18 protein-coding genes and 1 tRNA gene are annotated in these 20098 nt (G+C 71.7%); 11 read left to right on the forward strand and 8 right to left on the reverse strand.

The window, feature by feature from the left end; translation table 11 throughout:
• Nucleotides 1–36: 36 nt before the first annotated feature.
• Nucleotides 37–807 carry an ABC transporter ATP-binding protein gene (locus ACZ6I3_RS22970; RefSeq protein ID WP_189726760.1) on the reverse strand — a complete coding sequence of 257 codons (771 nt, stop codon included), beginning with the start codon at nt 805–807 and terminating at the stop codon, nt 37–39.
• Between the two features lie 417 nt (nt 808–1224).
• Between ACZ6I3_RS22970 and ACZ6I3_RS22975 the strand changes: the two genes are divergently transcribed.
• The 3 genes from ACZ6I3_RS22975 (at nt 1225) to ACZ6I3_RS22985 (ending at nt 3685) form a co-directional block, all read left to right on the forward strand.
• Nucleotides 1225–1308, forward strand: a tRNA-Leu gene (locus tag ACZ6I3_RS22975).
• A gap of 135 nt (nt 1309–1443) precedes the next feature.
• A complete protein-coding gene (locus tag ACZ6I3_RS22980; RefSeq protein ID WP_469416927.1) occupies nt 1444–2619 on the forward strand; it encodes a 4-hydroxybenzoate 3-monooxygenase in 1176 nt (391 codons plus the stop codon).
• Nucleotides 2620–2776: 157 nt separating this feature from the next.
• Complete coding sequence (locus ACZ6I3_RS22985; RefSeq protein ID WP_469416928.1) at nt 2777–3685, forward strand: Bax inhibitor-1/YccA family protein; 909 nt, start codon at nt 2777–2779, stop codon at nt 3683–3685.
• A gap of 70 nt (nt 3686–3755) precedes the next feature.
• Here ACZ6I3_RS22985 and ACZ6I3_RS22990 read toward each other — a convergent pair whose 3' ends face one another.
• On the reverse strand, nt 3756–3986 hold the full coding sequence (locus ACZ6I3_RS22990) for a DUF4287 domain-containing protein (protein ID WP_215120964.1): 231 nt from the start codon (nt 3984–3986) through the stop codon (nt 3756–3758).
• 101 nt (nt 3987–4087) lie between these two features.
• Between ACZ6I3_RS22990 and ACZ6I3_RS22995 the strand changes: the two genes are divergently transcribed.
• The gene (locus tag ACZ6I3_RS22995) at nt 4088–4399 is read left to right on the forward strand and encodes a hypothetical protein (RefSeq protein ID WP_391109784.1); all 312 of its coding nucleotides are present in this window, start codon (nt 4088–4090) and stop codon (nt 4397–4399) included.
• 55 nt (nt 4400–4454) lie between these two features.
• Here ACZ6I3_RS22995 and ACZ6I3_RS23000 read toward each other — a convergent pair whose 3' ends face one another.
• The 3 genes from ACZ6I3_RS23000 to ACZ6I3_RS23010 all read right to left on the reverse strand — a co-directional run bounded on the left by ACZ6I3_RS23000 (nt 4455) and on the right by ACZ6I3_RS23010 (nt 7886).
• Nucleotides 4455–5237, reverse strand: coding sequence for a hypothetical protein (locus ACZ6I3_RS23000; RefSeq protein ID WP_469416930.1), 783 nt, complete (start codon nt 5235–5237; stop codon nt 4455–4457).
• A 273-nt stretch (nt 5238–5510) separates the two neighbouring features.
• Nucleotides 5511–6731 (reverse strand): acetyl-CoA C-acetyltransferase, encoded by a 1221-nt coding sequence (locus tag ACZ6I3_RS23005; protein WP_469416932.1) that lies wholly within the window; start codon nt 6729–6731, stop codon nt 5511–5513.
• A 129-nt stretch (nt 6732–6860) separates the two neighbouring features.
• On the reverse strand, nt 6861–7886 hold the full coding sequence (locus ACZ6I3_RS23010; protein WP_469416934.1) for an SGNH/GDSL hydrolase family protein: 1026 nt from the start codon (nt 7884–7886) through the stop codon (nt 6861–6863).
• Nucleotides 7887–8045: 159 nt separating this feature from the next.
• Here ACZ6I3_RS23010 and ACZ6I3_RS23015 point away from each other — a divergent pair, with 159 nt between their 5' ends.
• Nucleotides 8046–9452: a cystathionine beta-synthase gene (locus ACZ6I3_RS23015; RefSeq protein WP_469416935.1), complete on the forward strand. Its 1407-nt coding sequence runs from the start codon at nt 8046–8048 to the stop codon at nt 9450–9452.
• A gap of 313 nt (nt 9453–9765) precedes the next feature.
• Here ACZ6I3_RS23015 and ACZ6I3_RS23020 read toward each other — a convergent pair whose 3' ends face one another.
• Nucleotides 9766–10620: a helix-turn-helix transcriptional regulator gene (locus ACZ6I3_RS23020; RefSeq protein WP_469416937.1), complete on the reverse strand. Its 855-nt coding sequence runs from the start codon at nt 10618–10620 to the stop codon at nt 9766–9768.
• Between the two features lie 145 nt (nt 10621–10765).
• Here ACZ6I3_RS23020 and ACZ6I3_RS23025 point away from each other — a divergent pair, with 145 nt between their 5' ends.
• On the forward strand, nt 10766–11527 hold the full coding sequence (locus ACZ6I3_RS23025) for an SDR family oxidoreductase (RefSeq protein WP_469416939.1): 762 nt from the start codon (nt 10766–10768) through the stop codon (nt 11525–11527).
• A gap of 15 nt (nt 11528–11542) precedes the next feature.
• Here the strand turns inward: ACZ6I3_RS23025 and ACZ6I3_RS23030 are convergent, their stop codons facing one another.
• A complete protein-coding gene (locus tag ACZ6I3_RS23030) occupies nt 11543–11965 on the reverse strand; it encodes a hypothetical protein (protein ID WP_469417026.1) in 423 nt (140 codons plus the stop codon).
• A gap of 155 nt (nt 11966–12120) precedes the next feature.
• On the opposite strand from ACZ6I3_RS23030, the gene ACZ6I3_RS23035 reads away from it, so the two are divergent.
• On the forward strand, nt 12121–12963 hold the full coding sequence (locus tag ACZ6I3_RS23035; protein ID WP_469416941.1) for a MurR/RpiR family transcriptional regulator: 843 nt from the start codon (nt 12121–12123) through the stop codon (nt 12961–12963).
• Nucleotides 12964–12994: 31 nt separating this feature from the next.
• Here the strand turns inward: ACZ6I3_RS23035 and ACZ6I3_RS23040 are convergent, their stop codons facing one another.
• Nucleotides 12995–14518 carry a type III PLP-dependent enzyme domain-containing protein gene (locus ACZ6I3_RS23040; protein ID WP_469416943.1) on the reverse strand — a complete coding sequence of 508 codons (1524 nt, stop codon included), beginning with the start codon at nt 14516–14518 and terminating at the stop codon, nt 12995–12997.
• Between ACZ6I3_RS23040 and hutU the strand changes: the two genes are divergently transcribed.
• From hutU to hutI, 4 genes are read left to right on the forward strand one after another with little or no spacing between them, the layout of a single operon-like run.
• Nucleotides 14517–16181 (forward strand): urocanate hydratase, encoded by a 1665-nt coding sequence (hutU, locus tag ACZ6I3_RS23045; protein WP_469416945.1) that lies wholly within the window; start codon nt 14517–14519, stop codon nt 16179–16181. The genes ACZ6I3_RS23040 and hutU overlap by 2 nt on opposite strands.
• 53 nt (nt 16182–16234) lie before the next feature.
• Nucleotides 16235–17437 carry an allantoate amidohydrolase gene (locus tag ACZ6I3_RS23050; protein ID WP_469417027.1) on the forward strand — a complete coding sequence of 401 codons (1203 nt, stop codon included), beginning with the start codon at nt 16235–16237 and terminating at the stop codon, nt 17435–17437.
• Complete coding sequence (locus ACZ6I3_RS23055) at nt 17434–18783, forward strand: formimidoylglutamate deiminase (RefSeq protein WP_469416946.1); 1350 nt, start codon at nt 17434–17436, stop codon at nt 18781–18783. The genes ACZ6I3_RS23050 and ACZ6I3_RS23055 overlap by 4 nt, the downstream gene beginning before the upstream one ends.
• A complete protein-coding gene (gene hutI / locus ACZ6I3_RS23060; RefSeq protein WP_469416948.1) occupies nt 18780–20084 on the forward strand; it encodes an imidazolonepropionase in 1305 nt (434 codons plus the stop codon). Before ACZ6I3_RS23055 ends, hutI begins: the two co-directional genes overlap by 4 nt.
• Nucleotides 20085–20098: the final 14 nt, after the last annotated feature.

Below are 20098 nucleotides of genomic sequence, written 5' to 3' on the forward strand. Positions count from 1 at the left end.
GTTCTTCTTCTCAGTCCTGTCGGTCCTGACGGGGGATCAGCTGGTGCGGCCCTTGGCGTCGAACGCCTTCATCCGGTCGAGCACCGAGTCGGCCGTGGGCCCGTGCATCTCGTCCACGATCCGGCCGTCCGCGAGGAAGACGACCCGGTCCGCGTAGGCCGCGGCCACCGGGTCGTGCGTCACCATCACCACCGTCTGGCCCAGCTCCCGCACGGAGTTGCGCAGGAAGCCCAGCACCTCGGCGCCGGAGCGCGAGTCGAGGTTTCCGGTGGGCTCGTCACCGAAGATGATCTCGGGCTTGGAGGCCAGCGCCCGCGCCACGGCGACGCGCTGCTGCTGACCGCCCGACAGCTGCGAGGGCCGGTGGCCCAGCCGGTCCGCCAGGCCGACCATCCGGATGACGGAGTCCAGCCACTGCTTGTCCGGCTTACGGCCCGCGATGTCCATCGGGAGGGTGATGTTCTCCAGGGCCGTCAGGGTCGGCAGCAGATTGAACGCCTGGAAGATGAAGCCGATCTTGTCCCGGCGCAGCTTGGTCAGCTGCTTGTCCTTCAGGGAGCCGAGCTCGGTGTCGCCGATGCGCACCGACCCGGAGGAGAAGGAGTCGAGACCGGCCACACAGTGCATCAGGGTCGACTTGCCGGAGCCCGAGGGGCCCATGATCGCGGTGAACTCGGCCTGCCGGAAGTCGGCGGAGACCCGGTCCAGGGCGACCACCTGGGTCTCACCCTGCCCGTAGATCTTCGACAGATCCGTGGCGCGCGCGGCCACGGTGGTGGCCCGGTCGGCGAGGGAAGCGGTGGTCACGGGATGGCACTCCTGTCGGACGGTGATGCGGTCAGGGGGATGTGATCCATCGTCCGGGTCCCCCGCCGCCGTGTAGTCACCCGCAGTTCCCGTTCCGGGGGCCGACTTCAGACTGACCGGGCGCGGCCGGGTCATACCTGGGGATGACGAACGCCCCTGAGCGGCCCCGGTGTCGGCGACCTGAGCGGTCCAGATGTCGAGAACAGGTGGAGTGCCCTCGTTCGGGCGGTGAAATTCCGTCATTCCGTATGCGGTGCCCACCGCCGCACGCAAGGCTATTGGCAAGTGCGGATGGCGTGTTCCGTGTGCTGATGCACCCTCAGACGTCAATAAAATAAGACAACATCGGTCCGTGCTTCCGCTGTTCGGGGGATCCGTCCCGATAGTCTCGGAACCTCGACGCGGAGCCCATGGCCTGCCCGGATGGTGGAATGCAGACACGGCGAGCTTAAACCTCGCTGCCCCTTCGCGGGCGTGCCGGTTCGAGTCCGGCTCCGGGCACCTTCCGACTCCTGCATGGTTCATTGAAGACTTCACGGCATGCCCGTTGACAGCGGGCGCATGCCGTCGGAAACTCACATCGAACAGTGGTGAAAAAATTTTCACCACACGAACAAGAGTGAGAGAAGGTGCCCGATGCGCACCACTGTCGGCATCATCGGAGCCGGCCCCGCCGGCCTCCTCCTCGCCCGGCTGCTCCACAACGCGGGCATCGACTCCGTCGTCCTGGAGAGCCGCGACCGCGCCTACGTCGAACGGCGGCAGCGGGCCGGGATCCTGGAGCAGGGCACGGCCGACGTGCTGCGCGCGGCCGGCGCCGGGGAGCGCCTGGACCGCGAGGGCCTGCGCCACGACGGCATCGAACTGCGCTTCGACCGCCGACGGCATCGCGTCGACTTCCCCGCCCTCACCGGTGGCCGGTCCGTGACGGTCTACGCCCAGACCGAGGTCTGCAAGGACCTCATCGCGCTCCAGCTCCAGGAGGGCGGCCCGCTGCTGTTCGAGGCGGAGGCGCTGGCCGTGGAGGACGCCGGCACCGACGCCCCGCGCGTCCGCTTCCGGCGCGAGGGCCGCGAGGACGTCCTGGAGTGCGAGTACGTCGTCGGCTGCGACGGCTTCTGGGGCGTGGCCCGCCAGGCGATCCCGGCCGAACTGACCCAGGTCTTCGAACGGACGTACCCCTTCGGCTGGCTCGGCATCCTCGCCGACGTACCGCCCTCGCACGACGAGCTGGTCTACGCCCGCCACGACCGCGGCTTCGCCCTGCTCTCCATGCGCTCGCCGTCCGTCTCCCGCCTCTACCTCCAAGTGCCCGACGGCACCGACCCCGAGGCGTGGAGCGACGAGGAGATCTGGGACGAGCTGGAGCGCCGCTTCGAGACCGCCGACGACTGGCGCCTGGAGCGCGGCCCGATCACCCAGAAGTCCGTCACTCCGATGCGCTCCTACGTCCACGAGCCCATGCGCCACGGCCGCCTCTTCCTCGCGGGTGACGCGGCGCACATCGTGCCGCCGACCGGCGCCAAGGGGCTGAATCTCGCCGTCGGCGACGTCGTGACGTTCGCCCGGGCCCTGACACACCGGAAGGAGACCGGTTCGGCGGAACTGCTCGACGCCTATTCGCCGACCTGTCTGCGCCGGATCTGGCAGGCCGAGCGGTTCTCCTACGACATGACGACCCTGCTGCACCGCGCCCCCGGCGCGACCGGCTTCGAGGACCGGCTCCAGCTCGCCCGCCTGGAGCGCATCGCCTCCAGCCGCGCCGCCGAGACCGACCTGGCGGAGGGGTACACGGGCTTCCCCTTCGGGTGAGACATGAGTGACCCCCTCCGGTGAGGGGAATCACGAAGCCGCGTAGCGTGTTGCGCAGCACGATGAGGGAAAGATCCTCCCCAAGCAGTAGGGTCATTCCTTTGCCTACCTATTACTCTTGAGCCAAGGCCATGACGTGTGGCCGTGGAGGAGTGAAATGAGGAGCAGAAACCCGGTCTTCTCGCGACGGGGGTTCAGCCGCGACAACGGCTACGCGGGCTTCAACACCGCGCCGCAGGCCGGGGGTCCCGCTGTCGCCACGCAGGGCAACCCGTACGCGCAGCCGTCGGGCGACCAGTACGCGCAGAACCCGTACGCGCAGAACCCTTACGCCCAGCAGGACCTGCAGCACGGCGCACCGCCGCAGGCGCCGGCCACCACCGGCCGGATGACCATCGACGACGTCGTCCTGCGCACGGGGAGCACGCTCGGTGTGCTCGTCCTCACCGCGGCGCTCTCCTGGGCCCTGCTGCCGATCGACGACGCCAACATCGGCCGTAGCTACGGCATCGGTATCGGCGCGGCGCTGATCGGCATGGTGCTGGCGTTCGTACAGTCCTTCAAGCGCAAGGCCTCGCCCGCGCTGATCCTGACGTACGCCGCGTTCGAGGGTGTCTTCCTCGGCGTCGTCTCCAACATCGTCGACAACCGCATCGCCGACGGCGCGGCCATGCAGGCCGTGATCGGCACCATGGCGGTCTTCGCCGGTGTGCTGATCGCCTACAAGGCCGGCTGGATCCGCGTCAACCGCCGCTTCTACGGCTTCGTGATGGCGGCCGCGCTCGGCTTCATCCTGCTGATGACCGTGAACCTGCTGTTCGCGGTGTTCGGCGGCGGTGACGGCCTCGGCTTCCGCAGTGGTGCCCTCGGCGTCATCTTCGGCGTCATCGGCATCATCCTCGGAGCCTGCTTCCTCGCCCTGGACTTCAAGCAGGTCGAGGACGGCATCGCCTACGGTGCTCCGCGTGAGGAGGCGTGGTTCGCGGCCTTCGGCCTCACGCTGACGCTGGTCTGGATCTACCTGGAGTTCCTGAGGCTCATCTCGATCCTCAACAGCAGCGACTAGTACGGCCAGTCCTGACCGTCGTACGCGATAGGGCCCCGGCTTCGGCCGGGGCCCTTCTCGTTGTCCGCGCCTAGAGCAGTTTGCGCGCGGCCCTCCTCAGGTCGTACTCATGGACGATCGCCTTGGCGTGGCCGTAGGCCAGGTTGTGTTCGTGCCGGAGCCAGCTGACCTTTTCCTCGAAACGGAAGAGCGCCGGGCCATCTTCGACGGTGCGAAGCCAGTCGGTGATCTCACGACCGGTGCAGTGCGGGATGCGGGCTAGCAGGTTGCGATGGGTCTCTTCGGAGAAGACTTGGGACATCGGCGCCTCCGGACGCTGGGATGTAAGCCGGTCCTTCAGGTCACCGTGCCTGAGTGTTCGCCCGTTGGCAACAGTCCCGGTGCGACGGCTACGCTCGCGGCGTGGTTGATACGACGCCTCTGACCCGTGCGGTGGATCACTTCGCCGATCGTTTGAGGGCCGCGCCCCAGAGTCGGTTGCAGCGTAGTGCTGCCGCTGAGGCTCTGGAGCTGGCCCGGGAGTTGGCCCGTAGGGCGCAGGCTCTTGAGGAGCCGGGTGTGGAGCCTCGGGAGATGCCGGATGCGGGGATGTTTGCTGCCGCAGATCAGATCACCGTGGCCGGGCATGATCTGGCCGTGGTGATTCCCAGTGACGCCGACGTCGATGACGCGGTGAGGGTGGTGGAGGAGGCGCAGAAGCGGGCGGGGGTGTGAGCGCCGTTTGCGTGTGCCGGTTGTGTGTGGTTGCTCGCGCAGTTCCCCGCGCCCCTTAAAGGGACGCGATCACTCGGTCGGCCAGGATGTAGACGTTCTCCTCGCCGCACTCGAAGGTGAGCGAGTACGCGCCTGACACGCCCGAGCCGCCCAGGAGGACCGGGGTCTCGCCCGCGCGCAGGGCCGTGGCGAGGTGTTCAGCTGTCTCCCGGTGGCCCGGGGTCATGCACAGGGTCGTGCCGTCGGCGAAGACGTAGACGTCGAGGGTGCCCAGCGGGCCCGGGCGGACGTCCGTCAGCTCGACGCGGGAGGAGGCCAGCTCCTCCAGGGTGGCGACCGTGCGCTCGTGGTCGTTCACCACAGGGGACTGCGCCGGCACGAAGTCCGGGTGGGAGGGGTGACGGCGGCGGGCCGCGGCCAGCTCCGGGGACTCGCCGGCCGGCTCCTCGGTGTCGGCGCCCGTCTCGGACACCGGCTCAAGGCCCGCGAAATCGGCCTGCCGGGGCAGGAACAGATCGGGGTCGGGCAGGCCCAGCAGGGTCGGCGCGTCGGAGGCGTCACGGGTCTCCTGGGCGGCCCAGAACGCCCGCGCCTCGGCGAGCTCCCGCTCCCGTTCCTCCGCGAGGGCAGCCGCGACGGCGGCGCGTATCTCCTCGGCGTCGGCGGTGGTGCGGGCGGCCGGCAGCAGCGCACGGGTGGTGGCGGCCCGGCTCTCGGCCAGCGCGGTGTGCAGGGCCGCGACCTGTCGCCGCAGCTGCAGCACGGTGCGCAGGACGGCAACACCCACGGCGCCCGTGGCGGCCGTGGTGACCAGCAACGCGATCGGCATGGCGCTCACTGACGTACTCCCGGTTCAAAGTCGACCCCCGACTTCCTACATCAGCTTGAAGGGCGGACTAACCACCTGTCAGTGCGTAACGTCACCAAAGGGACAGGGCTCGGGCCTCGGGGGAGGGGGTGTGGCTGCTGTGACCTGCGCTTCTCCCCGGATGGAGGGAGATAGGTCACATCCTGGGGGAGATTGGATCACAAAACGGCCCAGAACCCTGGGGATTTCAGGGTTCCGGGCCTGCACCTCACAGCCGGTGCTACGGCGGCTACGGTGCGGTGCTCAGCTGAGGCGCTCGATGACCATGGCCATGCCCTGGCCGCCGCCGACGCACATCGTCTCCAGGCCGAACTGCTTGTCGTGGAACTGGAGGGAGTTGATGAGCGTGGTGGTGATGCGGGCGCCGGTCATGCCGAAGGGGTGGCCGACGGCGATGGCGCCGCCGTTGACGTTCAGCTTCTCCAGCGGGAGGCCCAGGTCGCGGTAGGACGGGATCACCTGGGCGGCGAACGCCTCGTTGATCTCGGCCAGGTCGATGTCGTCGATGGTCAGCCCGGCCCGCTTGAGGGCCTGCTTGCTCGCCTCGACCGGGCCGAGGCCCATGATCTCGGGGGAGAGGCCGGAGACGCCGGTCGACACGATGCGGGCGAGCGGGGTGAGGCCCAGCTCGCGGGCCTTGGTGTCGGACATGATCACGAGCGCGGCGGCGCCGTCGTTCAGCGGGCAGCAGTTGGCGGCGGTGACCAGGCCGTCCGGGCGGAAGACCGGCTTGAGGCCCTGGACGCCTTCCAGGGTGACGCCGGCGCGGGGGCCGTCGTCCTTGGAGACGACCGTGCCGTCGGGAAGGGTCACCGGGGTGATCTCGCGCTCCCAGAAGCCGTTCTTGATGGCTTCCTCGGCGAGGTTCTGCGAGCGGACGCCGAACTCGTCCATGTCCTGGCGGGTGACGCCCTTGGAGCGGGCCAGGTTCTCGGCGGTCTGGCCCATCGCGATGTACGGGTCGGGCAGCAGGCCGTCCTCGCGCGGGTCGTGCCAGGTCGAGCCCTCGGACTGGGCGGTCTCGACCGTGCGGGCCTCGGCGTCGGCGAAGAGCGGGTTGTGCGTGTCGGGCAGGCCGTCGGAGCTGCCCTTCGCGTACCGGGAGACGGTCTCGACGCCCGCCGAGATGAAGACGTCGCCCTCGCCCGCCTTGATGGCGTGCAGGGCCATGCGGGAGGTCTGCAGGGAGGAGGAGCAGTACCGGGTGACGGTGCAGCCCGGCAGGTGGTCCATTCCCATCTGTACGGCCACGACGCGGCCGAGGTTGTGGCCCTGCTCGCCGCCGGGCAGGCCGCAGCCGAGCATCAGGTCGTCGATGTCCCTCGGGTCCAGCTCGGGGACCTTGGCCAGGGCGGCCTGGATGATCGTGGCGGTCAGGTCGTCCGGGCGGAGGTCCTTGAGGGAGCCCTTGACGGCGCGGCCGATGGGGGAGCGGGCGGCTGAGACGATCACGGCTTCGGGCATCACGGCTCCATTGACGTACCGGGTGGTCTGGCTGGGCTGTCTGGGAAGTTACCCGTACGTATGGCCTGGGTCACGGGTCTCGCGGTGTGACCCTGACCGCAGTTTACTAAGCGCTTGCTTTCCCTGTCCTCAGTTCGAGGGCGTGGCAGGCGCCGGCTCCTGCTCGGGTACCCGCCGGCGCCGCCTCCGCTTCAGCAGGGCCCAGGGTCCCCGCGACCCGGTCGGCATCGCCGCCGCGACCTCCGTGCCGGCCTCCGACGCGGCCTCCGCCGCCGCCCGGGCCACCGGCAGGAAGCCCTCGCGACGGGAGGCGTCCGGGCGCTCCTCGTCGGCCGGCCACAGGCCGAGGGAGGCGCAGACGCTCGGCAGGACCGCCATCGCCGCCGTCGCGTAGCCCTCGGCGGAGGGGTGGTAGCTGTCGGGCCCGAACAGCTCGCGCGGGTTCTCGGCGAACTCGGGGCCCAGCAGGTCGCCCAGGGACACCGTGCGGCCGCCCTGCTCGACGACTCCGATCGTCTGGGCCGCCGCCAGCTGGCGGGAGGCCCGTCTCGCCAGCCAGCGCAACGGCTGCCGGACCGGCTCGATCGTGCCCAGGTCGGGACAGGTGCCGACCACGACCTCCGCACCGGCCGTGCGCAGCCGGCGTACCGCCGACGCCAGGCAGCGCACCGAGCGGGTCGGGGGCATGCGGTGGGTGACGTCGTTCGCGCCGACCATGATCACGCAGATGTCGGGTACCGGATCGGGGTCGGCCAGCACCAGGGCCACCTGGCGGTCCAGGTCGTCCGAACGGGCCCCGGGCGTCGCCACCGTGCGCAGCCGCACCGGGCATTCCGCCAGTGCCGCGAGCCCCGAAGCCAGCAGCGCGCCCGGTGTCTGCCCGGACCGGTGCACGCCCTGGCCCGCGGCCGTGGAGTCGCCCAGCATCGTCAGCCGCAGCGGCGTCTCACCGGCGCCGGCGTACGCACGGCCGTACAGCCCGTCCGCGTGCGGCACGTGACCGGACGTGCCGTTGCCCACCCGGCGCCGCGCCAGTTGCACCTCCGCCAGCACAAGACCCACGGCGGCCGCACCCGCCAGACCGATACCGCCGCCGCCGTACGCCGCGCCGGCCGCGATCCGCCGGGCCACCCTCGCCCTCGACATGCTCGTCATGCGTCGCCGCCACCTCCTCGAACCCGTACACCCAGTGCTTGCCCCGTACAGGCCGTCGCCCAATCTCAACGCGGAGTGAACGACCGTCACGGACCACGGCCAGCACATAGGCTGGCGGCACCACTCAGACCACTTCTTCTGCGGCATCCGGAGACAACGGTGCAGTTCCACGACTCGATGATCAGCCTCGTCGGCAACACCCCGCTGGTGAGGCTCAACAGCGTGACCAAGGGCATCAGGGCGACCGTCCTGGCCAAGGTGGAGTACTTCAACCCCGGCGGCTCCGTGAAGGACCGCATCGCCCTGCGCATGATCGAGGCGGCGGAGGAGAGCGGCGCGCTCCAGCCCGGCGGCACGATCGTGGAGCCGACCAGCGGCAACACCGGGGTCGGGCTCGCCATCGTGGCGCAGCAGAAGGGGTACAAGTGCATCTTCGTGTGCCCCGACAAGGTGAGCACCGACAAGATCAACGTACTGCGCGCGTACGGCGCCGAGGTCGTCGTGTGCCCGACCGCGGTGGACCCCGAGCACCCGGACTCCTACTACAACGTCTCCGACCGGCTGGTCCGTGAGACGCCGGGGGCCTGGAAGCCCGACCAGTACTCCAACCCCCACAACCCGCTCTCCCACTACCACTCCACCGGCCCCGAGCTGTGGAAGCAGACGGAGGGGAAGATCACCCACTTCGTCACGGGCGTGGGCACCGGCGGCACCATCTCCGGGACCGGGCGCTACCTCAAGGAGATCAGCGACGGCACGGTGCAGGTCGTCGGCGCCGACCCCGAGGGCTCCGTCTACTCCGGCGGCTCCGGGCGGCCGTACCTCGTCGAGGGCGTCGGCGAGGACTTCTGGCCGACCGCCTACGACCGGACCGTCGCGGACGAGATCGTCGCCGTGTCCGACAAGGACTCCTTCCAGATGACCCGCCGCCTGGCCAAGGAGGAGGGCCTCCTGGTCGGCGGCTCCTGCGGCATGGCGGTCGTCGCCGCGCTGGAGGTCGCCGGGCGGCTCGGGCCGGACGACGTCGTGGTGGTGCTGCTGCCGGACAGCGGGCGCGGCTACCTCAGCAAGATCTTCAACGACGAGTGGATGGCCGACTACGGCTTCCTGGAGGACACGGGCCCGAGCGCCCGTGTCGGCGACGTCCTCGCCGACAAGGAGGGCGACCGCATGCCCTCTCTCGTCCACATGCACCCGGACGAGACGGTCGGCCAGGCCATCGACGTGCTGCGCGAGTACGGCGTCTCGCAGATGCCGGTCGTCAAGCCGGGCGCCGGCCACCCCGACGTGATGGCCGCCGAGGTCGTCGGCTCGGTCGTGGAACGCGAGCTGCTGGACGCCCTGTTCAGCAAGAGCGCCTCGCTCGACGACCCGCTGGAGAAGCACCTGTCCGGCCCGCTGCCCCAGGTCGGCTCCGGCGAACCGGTCGAGGACCTGATGGCCGTGCTGGGCAGGGCGGACGCGGCGATCGTCCTGGTCGAGGGCAAGCCGACCGGTGTGGTCAGCCGGCAGGACCTGCTGTCCTTCCTCGCCAGGACCGGGAAAGCGGCGGCGAACGCCCGGTGAACCACCCGTGAACCGGGTGAACTTGCGGCGTCCGTGATCTTCGTGGACTTCGCGGAAGTGGTACGAGGGTGTCACGTTCGCGCAGCACCCGCTTAACACGAGTCCTGCACATTGGTGGGTGTCGGCAGGGCGGGAGCGGCTCCCCGCCCCGGCCGGCACCGTAGGCGTCACAAGGACCTCCGGAGCGGCTCCCGGACCTCCACGGACGCCACGGACGCGGGGGCCAGGCCCTGACCGGGTCCGCGTCCTTCGCGGGGACCGCCGTCGTCCCGCCCCCCGAACAGGGGGTGCGGCGGTCCCCGCGCAAGCTTTCTCAGACCGTGTGGTCCGTCACCCAACTCCCCAGCAGCGCCAGGCGCTCCGCCGTCTCCGACCCCGCTTCCGGCGTGTAGGCGACGATCGTCTGGTCCGGCGCGCCGGGGATCGTGAGGGTCTCGTACGGAAGGGTCAGCAGGCCCGCGACCGGGTGCCTGAGGTGCTTCACCCCGTGGTCGCAGGGCTTGACCAGGTGGTCGGCCCACAGGCGGCGGAAGTCCTCACTGGCGCGGGAGAGTTCGGCGACGAGTTCCCCGGTGGCGGCGTCCCCGGGGTGGTGGCCCGCCTGCAGCCGCAGATGGGCGACCGTCTGGCCCGCGATGGCGGCCCAGTCCGGATAGATCTCGCGGGCGGCGGGGTCGAGGAAGACGCGGCGCGGGATGTTGTGCTCGTCGGAGCCGGGGCCGCTGAAGTCGAGCAGGGCGTCGGCGAGCGCGTTCCAGCCGAGCACCTCCATGCGGTGGTCCAGGACGTACGCCGGGTTGCGGTCCATGCCGTCGAGGATCAGCTGGACACCCGGGCGCACCCGGGACGCGGCCGGAGCGCTCCCGGCCCGGCGGGGCCGGGCGACCGCCCGCAGATACGCCTGCTCCGCCTCGTCAAGACGCAGCACCCGCGCCACCGCGTCCAGCACGGCGTCCGACACACCCCCGGACTTCGTCCGGGACGGATCCCCGGGGCCCCTGCCCTGCTCCAGGCGGACGTAGTAGTCGACGCTCACCCCGGCCAGCTGCGCCACCTCCTCGCGGCGCAGACCCGGGACACGGCGGCGGCCGTAGGAGGGCAGCCCCACCTCCTCCGGCTGGATACGGGCGCGGCGCGAGCGCAGGAAATCTCCCAGTTCTCCGTCCATGCCTTCGAGCCTAGGCGCCCCGCGCGCGGTGAGCCTGGTACCGGCAGACCCAGGAAAAGCGCCCCCCTGGGTACGGCGGCCGACGGCGCCGAGGGTGGTGGACGAGGCCGGGGAGACGCCCCGGCCACCACCGAGGGGACCTCCCATGTCGTACGAGAACCTGGCCGGCCGCACCGCCGTCGTCACCGGAGCCGCGAGCGGGATCGGCGAGGCCATCGCCGTCCTGCTGGCCGCCCGGGGCGCACGGGTGGCCCTGCTGGCCCGGCGTGAGGAACGGCTGACGGAACTCGCCGGGAAGATCCGGGCCGACGGCGGACAGGCCCTGGCCGTCGTCGCGGACGTCACCGACGACGCGTCCGTGGCGGCCGCCGCCGACCGGATCCACACCGAGTACGGGCCCGTCGACCTGGTCGTCAACTCCGCCGGCGTCATGCTGCCGCACCCCGTCGACGCCCGGCGCGCCGACGAGTGGCAGCGCATGCTCGACACCAACGTCGCCGGCGTGCTGCGGATCACCGGCGCCTTCACCGGCGACCTGGTGGGCGCGGCGGCCGACGGCCGTACGGCCGACATCGTGAACATCTCGTCCATCGCCGCGCACGTCAGCTTCCCGAACTACGCGGTGTACGGCGCGACCAAGGCGGCCGTCACCTACCTGTCGGAGTCCCTGCGCGGCGAGTTCGGGCCGCGGGACGTCCGGGTCACCAACATCGAGCCCGGGTTCGTCGAGAGCGAGCTGCTCACCCACATCGGTGACGCGGAACTGGCCCGGCAGGTGGCGGAGATGCGGGACCAGGTGGGCGCGCTGTCCGCCGAGGAACTGGCCGACCTGGTGGCCTACACGACCAGCCGGCCGCGCCGGGTCAATCTGCGGCAGATCGTCGCGCTGCCCACCCGGCAGGCCTGAACCGCGTACGCCCGCTCAGTCCTCCCAGCCGCTGTCCCGGGAGGACGTGCGGCGTCCGAACAGGTCCGGGTTGGTGCGGAGGGCCTGGACGACGTTGACGCCCACGATGCCGGCCCAGGCGACGAGCATGCCGGGCAGCTGGGCCACGCCCCCGCCGATCGCGGACAGCGGCACCGCGAGGACCAGGGAGACGATGCCGAAGCCGAAGCGCTCGCCCCAGGAGTCCGTGGGCCGCGGCGACCGGGACTCCCGGGCCGTCTGCATCTGCTGCTCGGCGAGCTGCCGGCGCACCCGGCGGTCCACCGCGCCGTCGATCCGCTGGTCGACCTTCTCCAGGAACGAGTCGACCAGCGCGGACTCGTACTCCTCGCCCAGCTCCCTGCGCGCGTGCAGGGTGGCGTCGAGTTCCTTCTTCAGCTCGGTGTCCCGCGCGTCCATTCCGGTCATGTGACCCACGGTAGAAAGAAGCGATGCCCGCCGCACTGGGGTTAGCCCCCGTGTCGGGACGGGGGGCGGCCCTCGGCACCCGCTTGCCGGTCTGCATATGCTCATGCAGAATCCTCAGCTACTGAATAGGCGAGGGGGAGCACGTCATGAGCGTGACCGAGGGCCCTGCCGCGCGGCTCCAGGCGCTCTTCGAGGGCCACCGGCTGACGCCGACCCAGCGGCGCATCGCACACAGCATGGTGCGGCGGGCCGCCGACGTGCCGTTCCTGTCGAGTGTGGAGCTCGCCGAACTGGCCGGGGTCAGCCAGCCGTCCGTGACCCGCTTCGCCGTGGCCCTGGGCTTCGACGGGTACCCGGCCCTGCGCCGTCATCTGCGCGAGGTCGCCCCGGCCGAACCCGCGGCGGACGCCGGGTCCGTCAACGAGTACCAGCAGGCCGTCGAGGCCGAGATCGAGAACCTGCGCCATCTGGCGGAGGCCCTGGCCGACACCGGGCCCGTGCGGCGGGCCGGGCGCCTCCTCGCGGCCTCCCGTCCGCTCCCCGTCCTGGGCCTGCGGGCGGCGGCAGCCCAGGCGCACGGCTTCGCCTACTTCGCCGCCAAGGTCCATCCCGACGTACGGCTGCTCAACGAGGGCGGCACGATGGTCCAGGACCGCGTCGACGCCGCCGTCCGGGCCGGTGCGACCGCACTGCTCTGTTTCGCCCTGCCCCGGCATCCCCGCGAGGTCGTCGACACCCTCGCCCATGCCAAGGAGGCCGGGCTCACCGTCGTCACGGTCGCCGACTCCGCCTTCGCACCGGTCGCCAAGGTGTCCGACCTGCTGATCCCCGCCGCGGTCGGCACCGGCCTGGCCTTCGACACGGCCTGCGCCCCGATGCTGCTCGGCCGGGTGCTGCTGGAGGCGATGTGCGACGACCTGCCCGAGGCCCAGTCCCGCCTGGAGGAGTTCGACGCGAAGGCCGCGGCCCGGGGCCTGTTCGTGGACTGACGGCGCGCCCTGCCGCCTTCTCCGGCTGGTCTCACGTCGTGTCGCTGCCGTGCCTCTCGGGCAGAGCGCTCGGCGCCCGGCCACTCAGCAGCGCCTCCACATGCGCCCCACCGGACTCCGCCACAACCTCCGCCACCGTCTGCGCCTCCCGCACGACCGCGAAGACCACACCCCCCTCCCCACCGGGCCCGAACCCGTAAACCCCGGGCCGGACGAGGGAGTTGTACCCATAGTGATGCGCGAAGTAATACGCCCCCGTATCCAGCGCCGCCGCGTAGTCCCCCTGCTCCAGCACCGGCATGGACCGCCCCTCCGCCAGCAGATCCCCCGAGAAGCAGGCCGGCCCCGCGACGTCCTGCACCACGACGGGACCCTCCTTCACCCGCCCCTTCGCGTCATACGCCGCGATCCTCAACGGCCAGCTCTCCGGCGCGTACACCGTCCGCGTGGCGACCTGCACACCGGCATGCGTCACCGCGACCGCCCGCCCGCCGGAGGACTTCGCGTACTCGACCCGCGCCAGCACCGTGCCGTGCTTGGCCAGCAGCGACCGCCCGAACTCCGTGACCAGCCCGTACCGCCCGTCGAACAGCCCCGGCACCTCCGCGGCCAGCATCCGCGCGTACTCCGCGTACGTCGGCGTCGTCGCGTCCGACGCGAAGTTCACCGGCAGCCCGCCGCCGATGTCGAGCGTGTCGATCTGCCGCCGCCCGATCCGCCCGTTGATCTCCTCGGCGAGCGCGTACACCTCCGCGACCCCCCGGGCCAGCAGCGACAGCGGGATGCCCTGCGACCCGGTGTGCGCGTGCAGCCGGGTCAGCCACGGGCGGTCCTGGTACGCCCGCACGACCCACTCCCGGGCCCCCTCGTCGCGCAGCGCCACCCCGAACTTCGACGTCGCCGTGGCCGTCGAGGTAGCCCCGATGGAACCCCCGCCGACCTGCGGATTCACCCGGATCCCGAGCGGGGAGCGACTGCCGCCGGCGCTCATGAGGCCGTCGATGCGGTCGAGCTCCTGCGGATTGTCCGCGTTGACGGCGATGCCCAGGTCCAGCGCCTCGCGCAGTTCGGCCGGTGTCTTGGCGGGTGAGTCCAGGACCGTCATCTCCGGGCCCAGCCCCGCGGCCCGCGCCAGCGCCAGCTCACCCGGGCTCGCCACCTCCGCCCCGATGCCCTCCTCGCGCAGCAGCCGCAGCACCGGCACCAGCGGGGTCGCCTTCACCGCGAAGGCGTGCAGCACGGGCGTGCCCGGTGCCACGACCGCGTCGAACGCCGCCCGCAGCTCCGCCGCCGACTCCCGGATGCCGGTGACGTCCAGCAGCCCGACGACGGGGCTGCCGGCCCCGACCAGCCCCTGCTCCACGGCCGCCCGCACCGCCTCGTCCCGCCGGGCCGCCCGCCCGGCGCCCAAGTCACCTGCCCGCATGTCGTCATCCATGGATCCAGCCAAACATCCACGGCACCGCCGCGCCGACCTCCCGATGTATTGACTAGCTCTATTCATAAAGCCAGGATGTGAATAGACGTAGCAACAGACCGCCGGGAGGCAGACCATGTCAGGACCCCGCACCGTCCGAGCGCCGCGCGGCACGGAACCGAGCGCCCTGGGATGGCAGCAGGAAGCCGCCCTGCGGATGCTGCAGAACAACCTCGACCCGGAGGTCGCCGAGCACCCCGACAAGCTCGTCGTCTACGGCGGCACCGGCAAGGCGGCCCGCGACTGGCGCTCCTTCGACGCGATGGTCCGCACCCTGAGGACGCTCAAGCAGGACGAGACGATGCTCGTCCAGTCCGGCCGCCCCGTCGGCGTCATGCAGACCCACGAGTGGGCCCCGCGCGTCCTCATCGCCAACTCCAACCTCGTCGGCGACTGGGCGAACTGGGAGGAGTTCCGCCGCCTGGAGGCCCTCGGCCTGACCATGTACGGGCAGATGACCGCCGGCTCCTGGATCTACATCGGCACCCAGGGCATCCTCCAGGGCACCTACGAGACCTTCGCCGCCGTCGCCGCGAAGAAGTTCGGCGGCACCCTCGCGGGGACCATCACCCTCACCGCCGGTCTCGGCGGCATGGGCGGCGCCCAGCCGCTCGCCGTGACGATGAACGACGGCGTCGCCATCTGCGTCGACGTCGACCCGCGCGCCATCGAGCGCCGCATCGAACACCGCTACCTGGACGTGCAGGCCGACAGCCTCGCCCACGCGCTCCAGCTGGCCACCGAGGCCCGCGACCAGCGCAAGCCGCTGTCCATCGGCCTCCTGGGCAACGCCGCCGAACTGCTCCCGCAGATGCTCGCCGAGGGCGCCCCGATCGACATCGTCACCGACCAGACCTCCGCCCACGACCCGCTGGCCTATCTGCCCCTCGGCATGGCCTTCGAGGACATGGCCGACGCCGCCGCGAAGGACCCGGCCGGCTTCACCACCCGGGCCCGCGAGTCCATGGCCACGCACGTCGAGGCCATGGTCGGCTTCATGGACGCCGGCGCCGAGGTCTTCGACTACGGCAACTCCATCCGGGGCGAGGCCCGGCTCGCCGGCTACGACCGGGCCTTCGCCTTCCCCGGCTTCGTCCCCGCCTACATCCGCCCGCTGTTCTGCGAGGGCAAGGGCCCCTTCCGCTGGGCCGCGCTGTCCGGCGAGGCCTCCGACATCGCGAAGACCGACAAGGCGATCCTCGACCTCTTCCCGGAGAACGAGTCCCTGGCCCGCTGGATCCGTATGGCCGGGGAGCGGGTTCACTTCCAGGGCCTGCCCGCCCGTATCTGCTGGCTGGGCTACGGCGAGCGCGACAAGGCCGGTGAGCGGTTCAACGACATGGTCGCGAGCGGGGAACTCGCCGCGCCGGTCGTCATCGGCCGCGACCACCTCGACTGCGGATCCGTCGCCTCCCCCTACCGGGAGACCGAGGCCATGCTCGACGGGTCCGACGCGATCGCCGACTGGCCGCTGCTGAACGCGATGGTGAACGTGGCGTCCGGGGCGTCCTGGGTCTCCCTGCACCACGGGGGCGGGGTCGGCATGGGGCGGTCGATCCACGCCGGGCAGGTGACGGTCGCCGACGGCACGAAACTGGCCGGTGAGAAGATCCGCCGGGTCCTCACGAACGACCCCGGCATGGGCGTCATCCGGCATGTCGACGCCGGGTACGACATCGCGGAGTCGGTCGCTCAGGACAAGGGCGTCCGTGTCCCGATGCGCGAGGGTGACGACGCGTGACCCAGGAAACCGCCGGCCCCCGGCCGGGCCCCACCGGCGACTCCTTCCACCGGATGTGGCGCGAGCTGCTCCCCCTCGGCCGCCACCCCGCCTCCGGCGGCTACCGGCGCTTCGCCTGGAGCGGTGTCGACGGGGACTGCCGGGCCTGGTTCCAGGAGCAGGCCCGGGCGCGCGGCCTCACCTACGAGACCGACCGGAACGGCAACCAGTGGGCCTGGCTCGGCGACCCCGCCGCCGGGGACGCCGTCGTCACCGGGTCGCATCTCGACTCCGTGCCGGACGGCGGGGCCTTCGACGGGCCCCTCGGAGTCGTCTCCGCCTTCGCCGCGCTGGACGAACTGCGCGGCCGGGGCACGCGGTTCACCCGCCCCCTCGCCATCGTGAACTTCGGTGACGAGGAGGGCGCCCGGTTCGGGCTCGCCTGCGTCGGATCCCGGCTCACCGCCGGACAGCTCACCCGCGAGCACGCGCACCGGCTCACCGACGGCGAGGGCGTGACACTGCCGCGCGCCATGGAGGCCGCCGGATACGACCCCGACGCCATCGGACCCGACCCCGAACGGCTCGCCCGCATCGGTGCCTTCGTCGAACTCCACGTGGAGCAGGGCCGGGCCCTGGACCTGTCCGGCGACCGGGTCGGCATCGCCAGCGCGATCTGGCCGCACGGCCGGTGGCGGTTCGACTTCCGGGGCGAGGCCAACCACGCCGGGACCACCCGGCTCGCCGACCGGCGCGACCCCATGCTGTCCTACGCCGAGACCGTCCTCGCCGCCCGCCGCGAGGCCGAACTCGCCGGTGCCGTCGCCACCTTCGGCAAGATCGCCGTCGAACCGAACGGCGTCAACGCCATCCCCTCCCTCGTGCGCGGCTGGCTCGACTCGCGCGCCGAGGACCAGCTGAGCCTCGACGCCGTGGTGGGCGGCATCGAGAAGGCGGCCCGGCAGTACGCGGACGCGCACGGCATCGACCTCGACGTCGTCCGCGAGTCCTTCACCCCCGTCGTCGAGTTCGACCACGCCCTGCGCGACGAACTCGCCCGCATCCTCGGCAAGGACACCGGCCTCACGGTCCCCGTCCTCGGCACCGGCGCCGGACACGACGCCGGGATCCTGTCCGGGAGCATCCCGACCGCCATGCTGTTCGTGCGCAACCCGACCGGCGTCTCGCACTCCCCGGCCGAGTCCGCGACCGAGGACGACTGCGTGGCCGGGGTACTCGCCCTCGCCGACGTACTGGAAGGACTGGCCCGCACGTGACGCCCACCCAGCAGACCCGCACGTACTGGCTGGAACACGCCTGGCTCGGCACGCACGTCGAGCCGGGCGTCACCCTCGACGTCCACGACGGCCGTATCACCGCCGTCCGGACCGAGGCCACCACCCCGCGCCCCGGCGCCGAGGTCCTGCGCGGACTCACCCTCCCCGGGCTGGCGAACGCCCACAGCCACGCCTTCCACCGGGCCCTGCGCGGCACCGCCCAGGTCGGCTCCGGAACCTTCTGGACCTGGCGCGAGGTCATGTACGCCACGGCCGCCCGGCTCACCCCGGACAGCTACCACGCCCTGGCCCGCGCCGTGTACGCCGAGATGGCCCTGGCCGGCATCACGGCGGTCGGCGAGTTCCACTACGTCCACCACGCCCCGGGCGGAGTCCCCTACGCCGACCCCAACGCGATGGGCGAGGCCCTGATCGCGGCCGCCGCCGAAGCCGGGATCCGCATCACCCTCCTCGACACCGCCTATCTCTCCTCCGGTTTCGGGCAGCCGCCCTCCGCCCAGCAGCTCCGCTTCTCCGACGGCACGGCGGAGGCCTGGGCCGAACGCTGTTCAGTTCTCAAGGAACGGGATCACGCGCGGATCGGAGCGGCGATCCACTCCGTACGGGCCGTGCCCGCCGACCAACTGGCGACCGTCGCCCGGTGGGCCGAGGAACGGCGGGCCCCGCTGCATGTGCACCTGTCCGAGCAGACCGCCGAGAACGAGGCCTGCCTGGAGATCCACGGGTGCACTCCGACCCAACTGCTCGCCCTGCACGGCGTCCTCGGGCCGCGCACGACCGGCGTCCACAACACCCACCTCACCGCCGAGGACGTCTCCCTCATCGGCGGCAGCGGCACCGGCACCTGCATGTGCCCCACCACCGAGCGGGACCTGGCCGACGGCATCGGGCCCGCGGCCGCCCTGCAGAACGAGGGCTCTCCGCTCTCCCTCGGCTCCGACAGCCACGCGGTGATCGACCTGCTGGAGGAGGCGCGTGCCCTGGAGCTGAACGAGCGCCTGCGCACCCGCACCCGAGGTCACTGGACGGCCGCTGCCCTGCTGCGGGCGGCCTCGGCCGACGGCCACGCGGCCCTCGGCTGGGAGGGCGCGGGAGTCCTGGAAGCCGGGGCGCTCGCCGACTTCACCACCATCGCGCTCGACTCGGTCAGGACGGCAGGGCCGCTTCCGCGGCTCGGGGCCGAGACGGCCGTATTCGCCGCGTCGGCAGCGGACGTGTCGCATACGGTCGTGGGAGGTCGGCATGTCGTACGGGACGGGGTCCACTCCCTCGTACCGGATGTGCCGAGAGCCCTCGCGGACGCCGTCGAAGCACTGCGCGGATGACGGCAGCGGGCCGTCCACCCGCACGGCCCGCGCCTGCCTCCGTCCCCGAACCCGACCCCACCGCCGACCAGGCCACCAAGGACGCCATGAGCAACGCGACGACCGTCAGCCCCGCCCACTCCGCGAGCACCGCAAGCACGCTCATCACGAACATCGCCAGCTTGGTCACCAACGACCCCTCCCTCGGTGACAGGTCCCCCCTCGGACTGGTCCAGGACGCGGCCGTCGTCATCGAAGGCGACCGCGTCGTGTGGACCGGTGATCAAAGCAAAGCACCCGCCACTGACAATCGGGTCGACGCGGGCGGCAGGGCGGTCGTCCCGGGCTTCGTCGACTCCCACTCCCACCTCGTCTTCGCGGGCGACCGGACGCAGGAGTTCAACGCCCGTATGTCGGGGCGGCCGTACAGCGCGGGCGGCATCCGCACGACCGTCGCCGCCACCCGCGCCGCGAGCGACGCGGAACTCGAGGCCAACCTCACCCGTTACCTCCGCGAGGCGCTGCACCAGGGCACCACGACCTTCGAGACCAAGTCCGGCTACGGACTGACCGCCGAGGACGAGGCCCGGGCCCTGCGCGTCGCCGCCGCCCACACCGACGAAGTCACCTATCTCGGCGCCCACATCGTCGCCCCCGAGTTCGCCGAGGACCCGGCCGGCTACGTCGCCCTCGTCACCGGCGAGATGCTCGACGCCTGCGCCCCGTACGCCCGCTGGATCGACGTCTTCTGCGAGAAGGGCGCCTTCGACGGCGACCAGGCCCGCGCGATCCTCACCGCCGGCAAGGAACGCGGTCTGCACCCCCGTATCCACGCCAACCAGCTCTCGTACGGCCCGGGCGTTCAGCTCGCCGTCGAGCTCGACGCGGCCAGCGCCGACCACTGCACGCACCTCACGGACGCGGACGTCGACGCCCTCGCGAGCGGCGACACGGTCGCCACCCTGCTGCCCGGCGCGGAGTTCTCCACGCGGGCCGAGTGGCCGGACGCCCGCCGCCTCCTCGACGCCGGGGTCACCGTCGCCCTCTCCACCGACTGCAACCCGGGCTCGTCCTTCACCTCGTCCGTCCCGTTCTGCGTCGCGCTCGCCGTACGGGACATGGGCATGACCCCGGACGAGGCGCTCTGGTCGGCCACGGCGGGCGGCGCGGCGGCCCTGCGGCGTACCGACATCGGCCGCATCGCCCCGGGCGCGTACGCGGACTTGACGCTCCTCGACGCCCCGAGCCACGTCCACCTGGCCTACCGCCCGGGTGTCCCCCTGGTCACGGGAGTCTGGAGGCGCGGCGAAAGGGTTCTCTGATCACCAACCGGGAG

It is taken from the genome of Streptomyces sp. NPDC041940, from assembly GCF_055589465.1.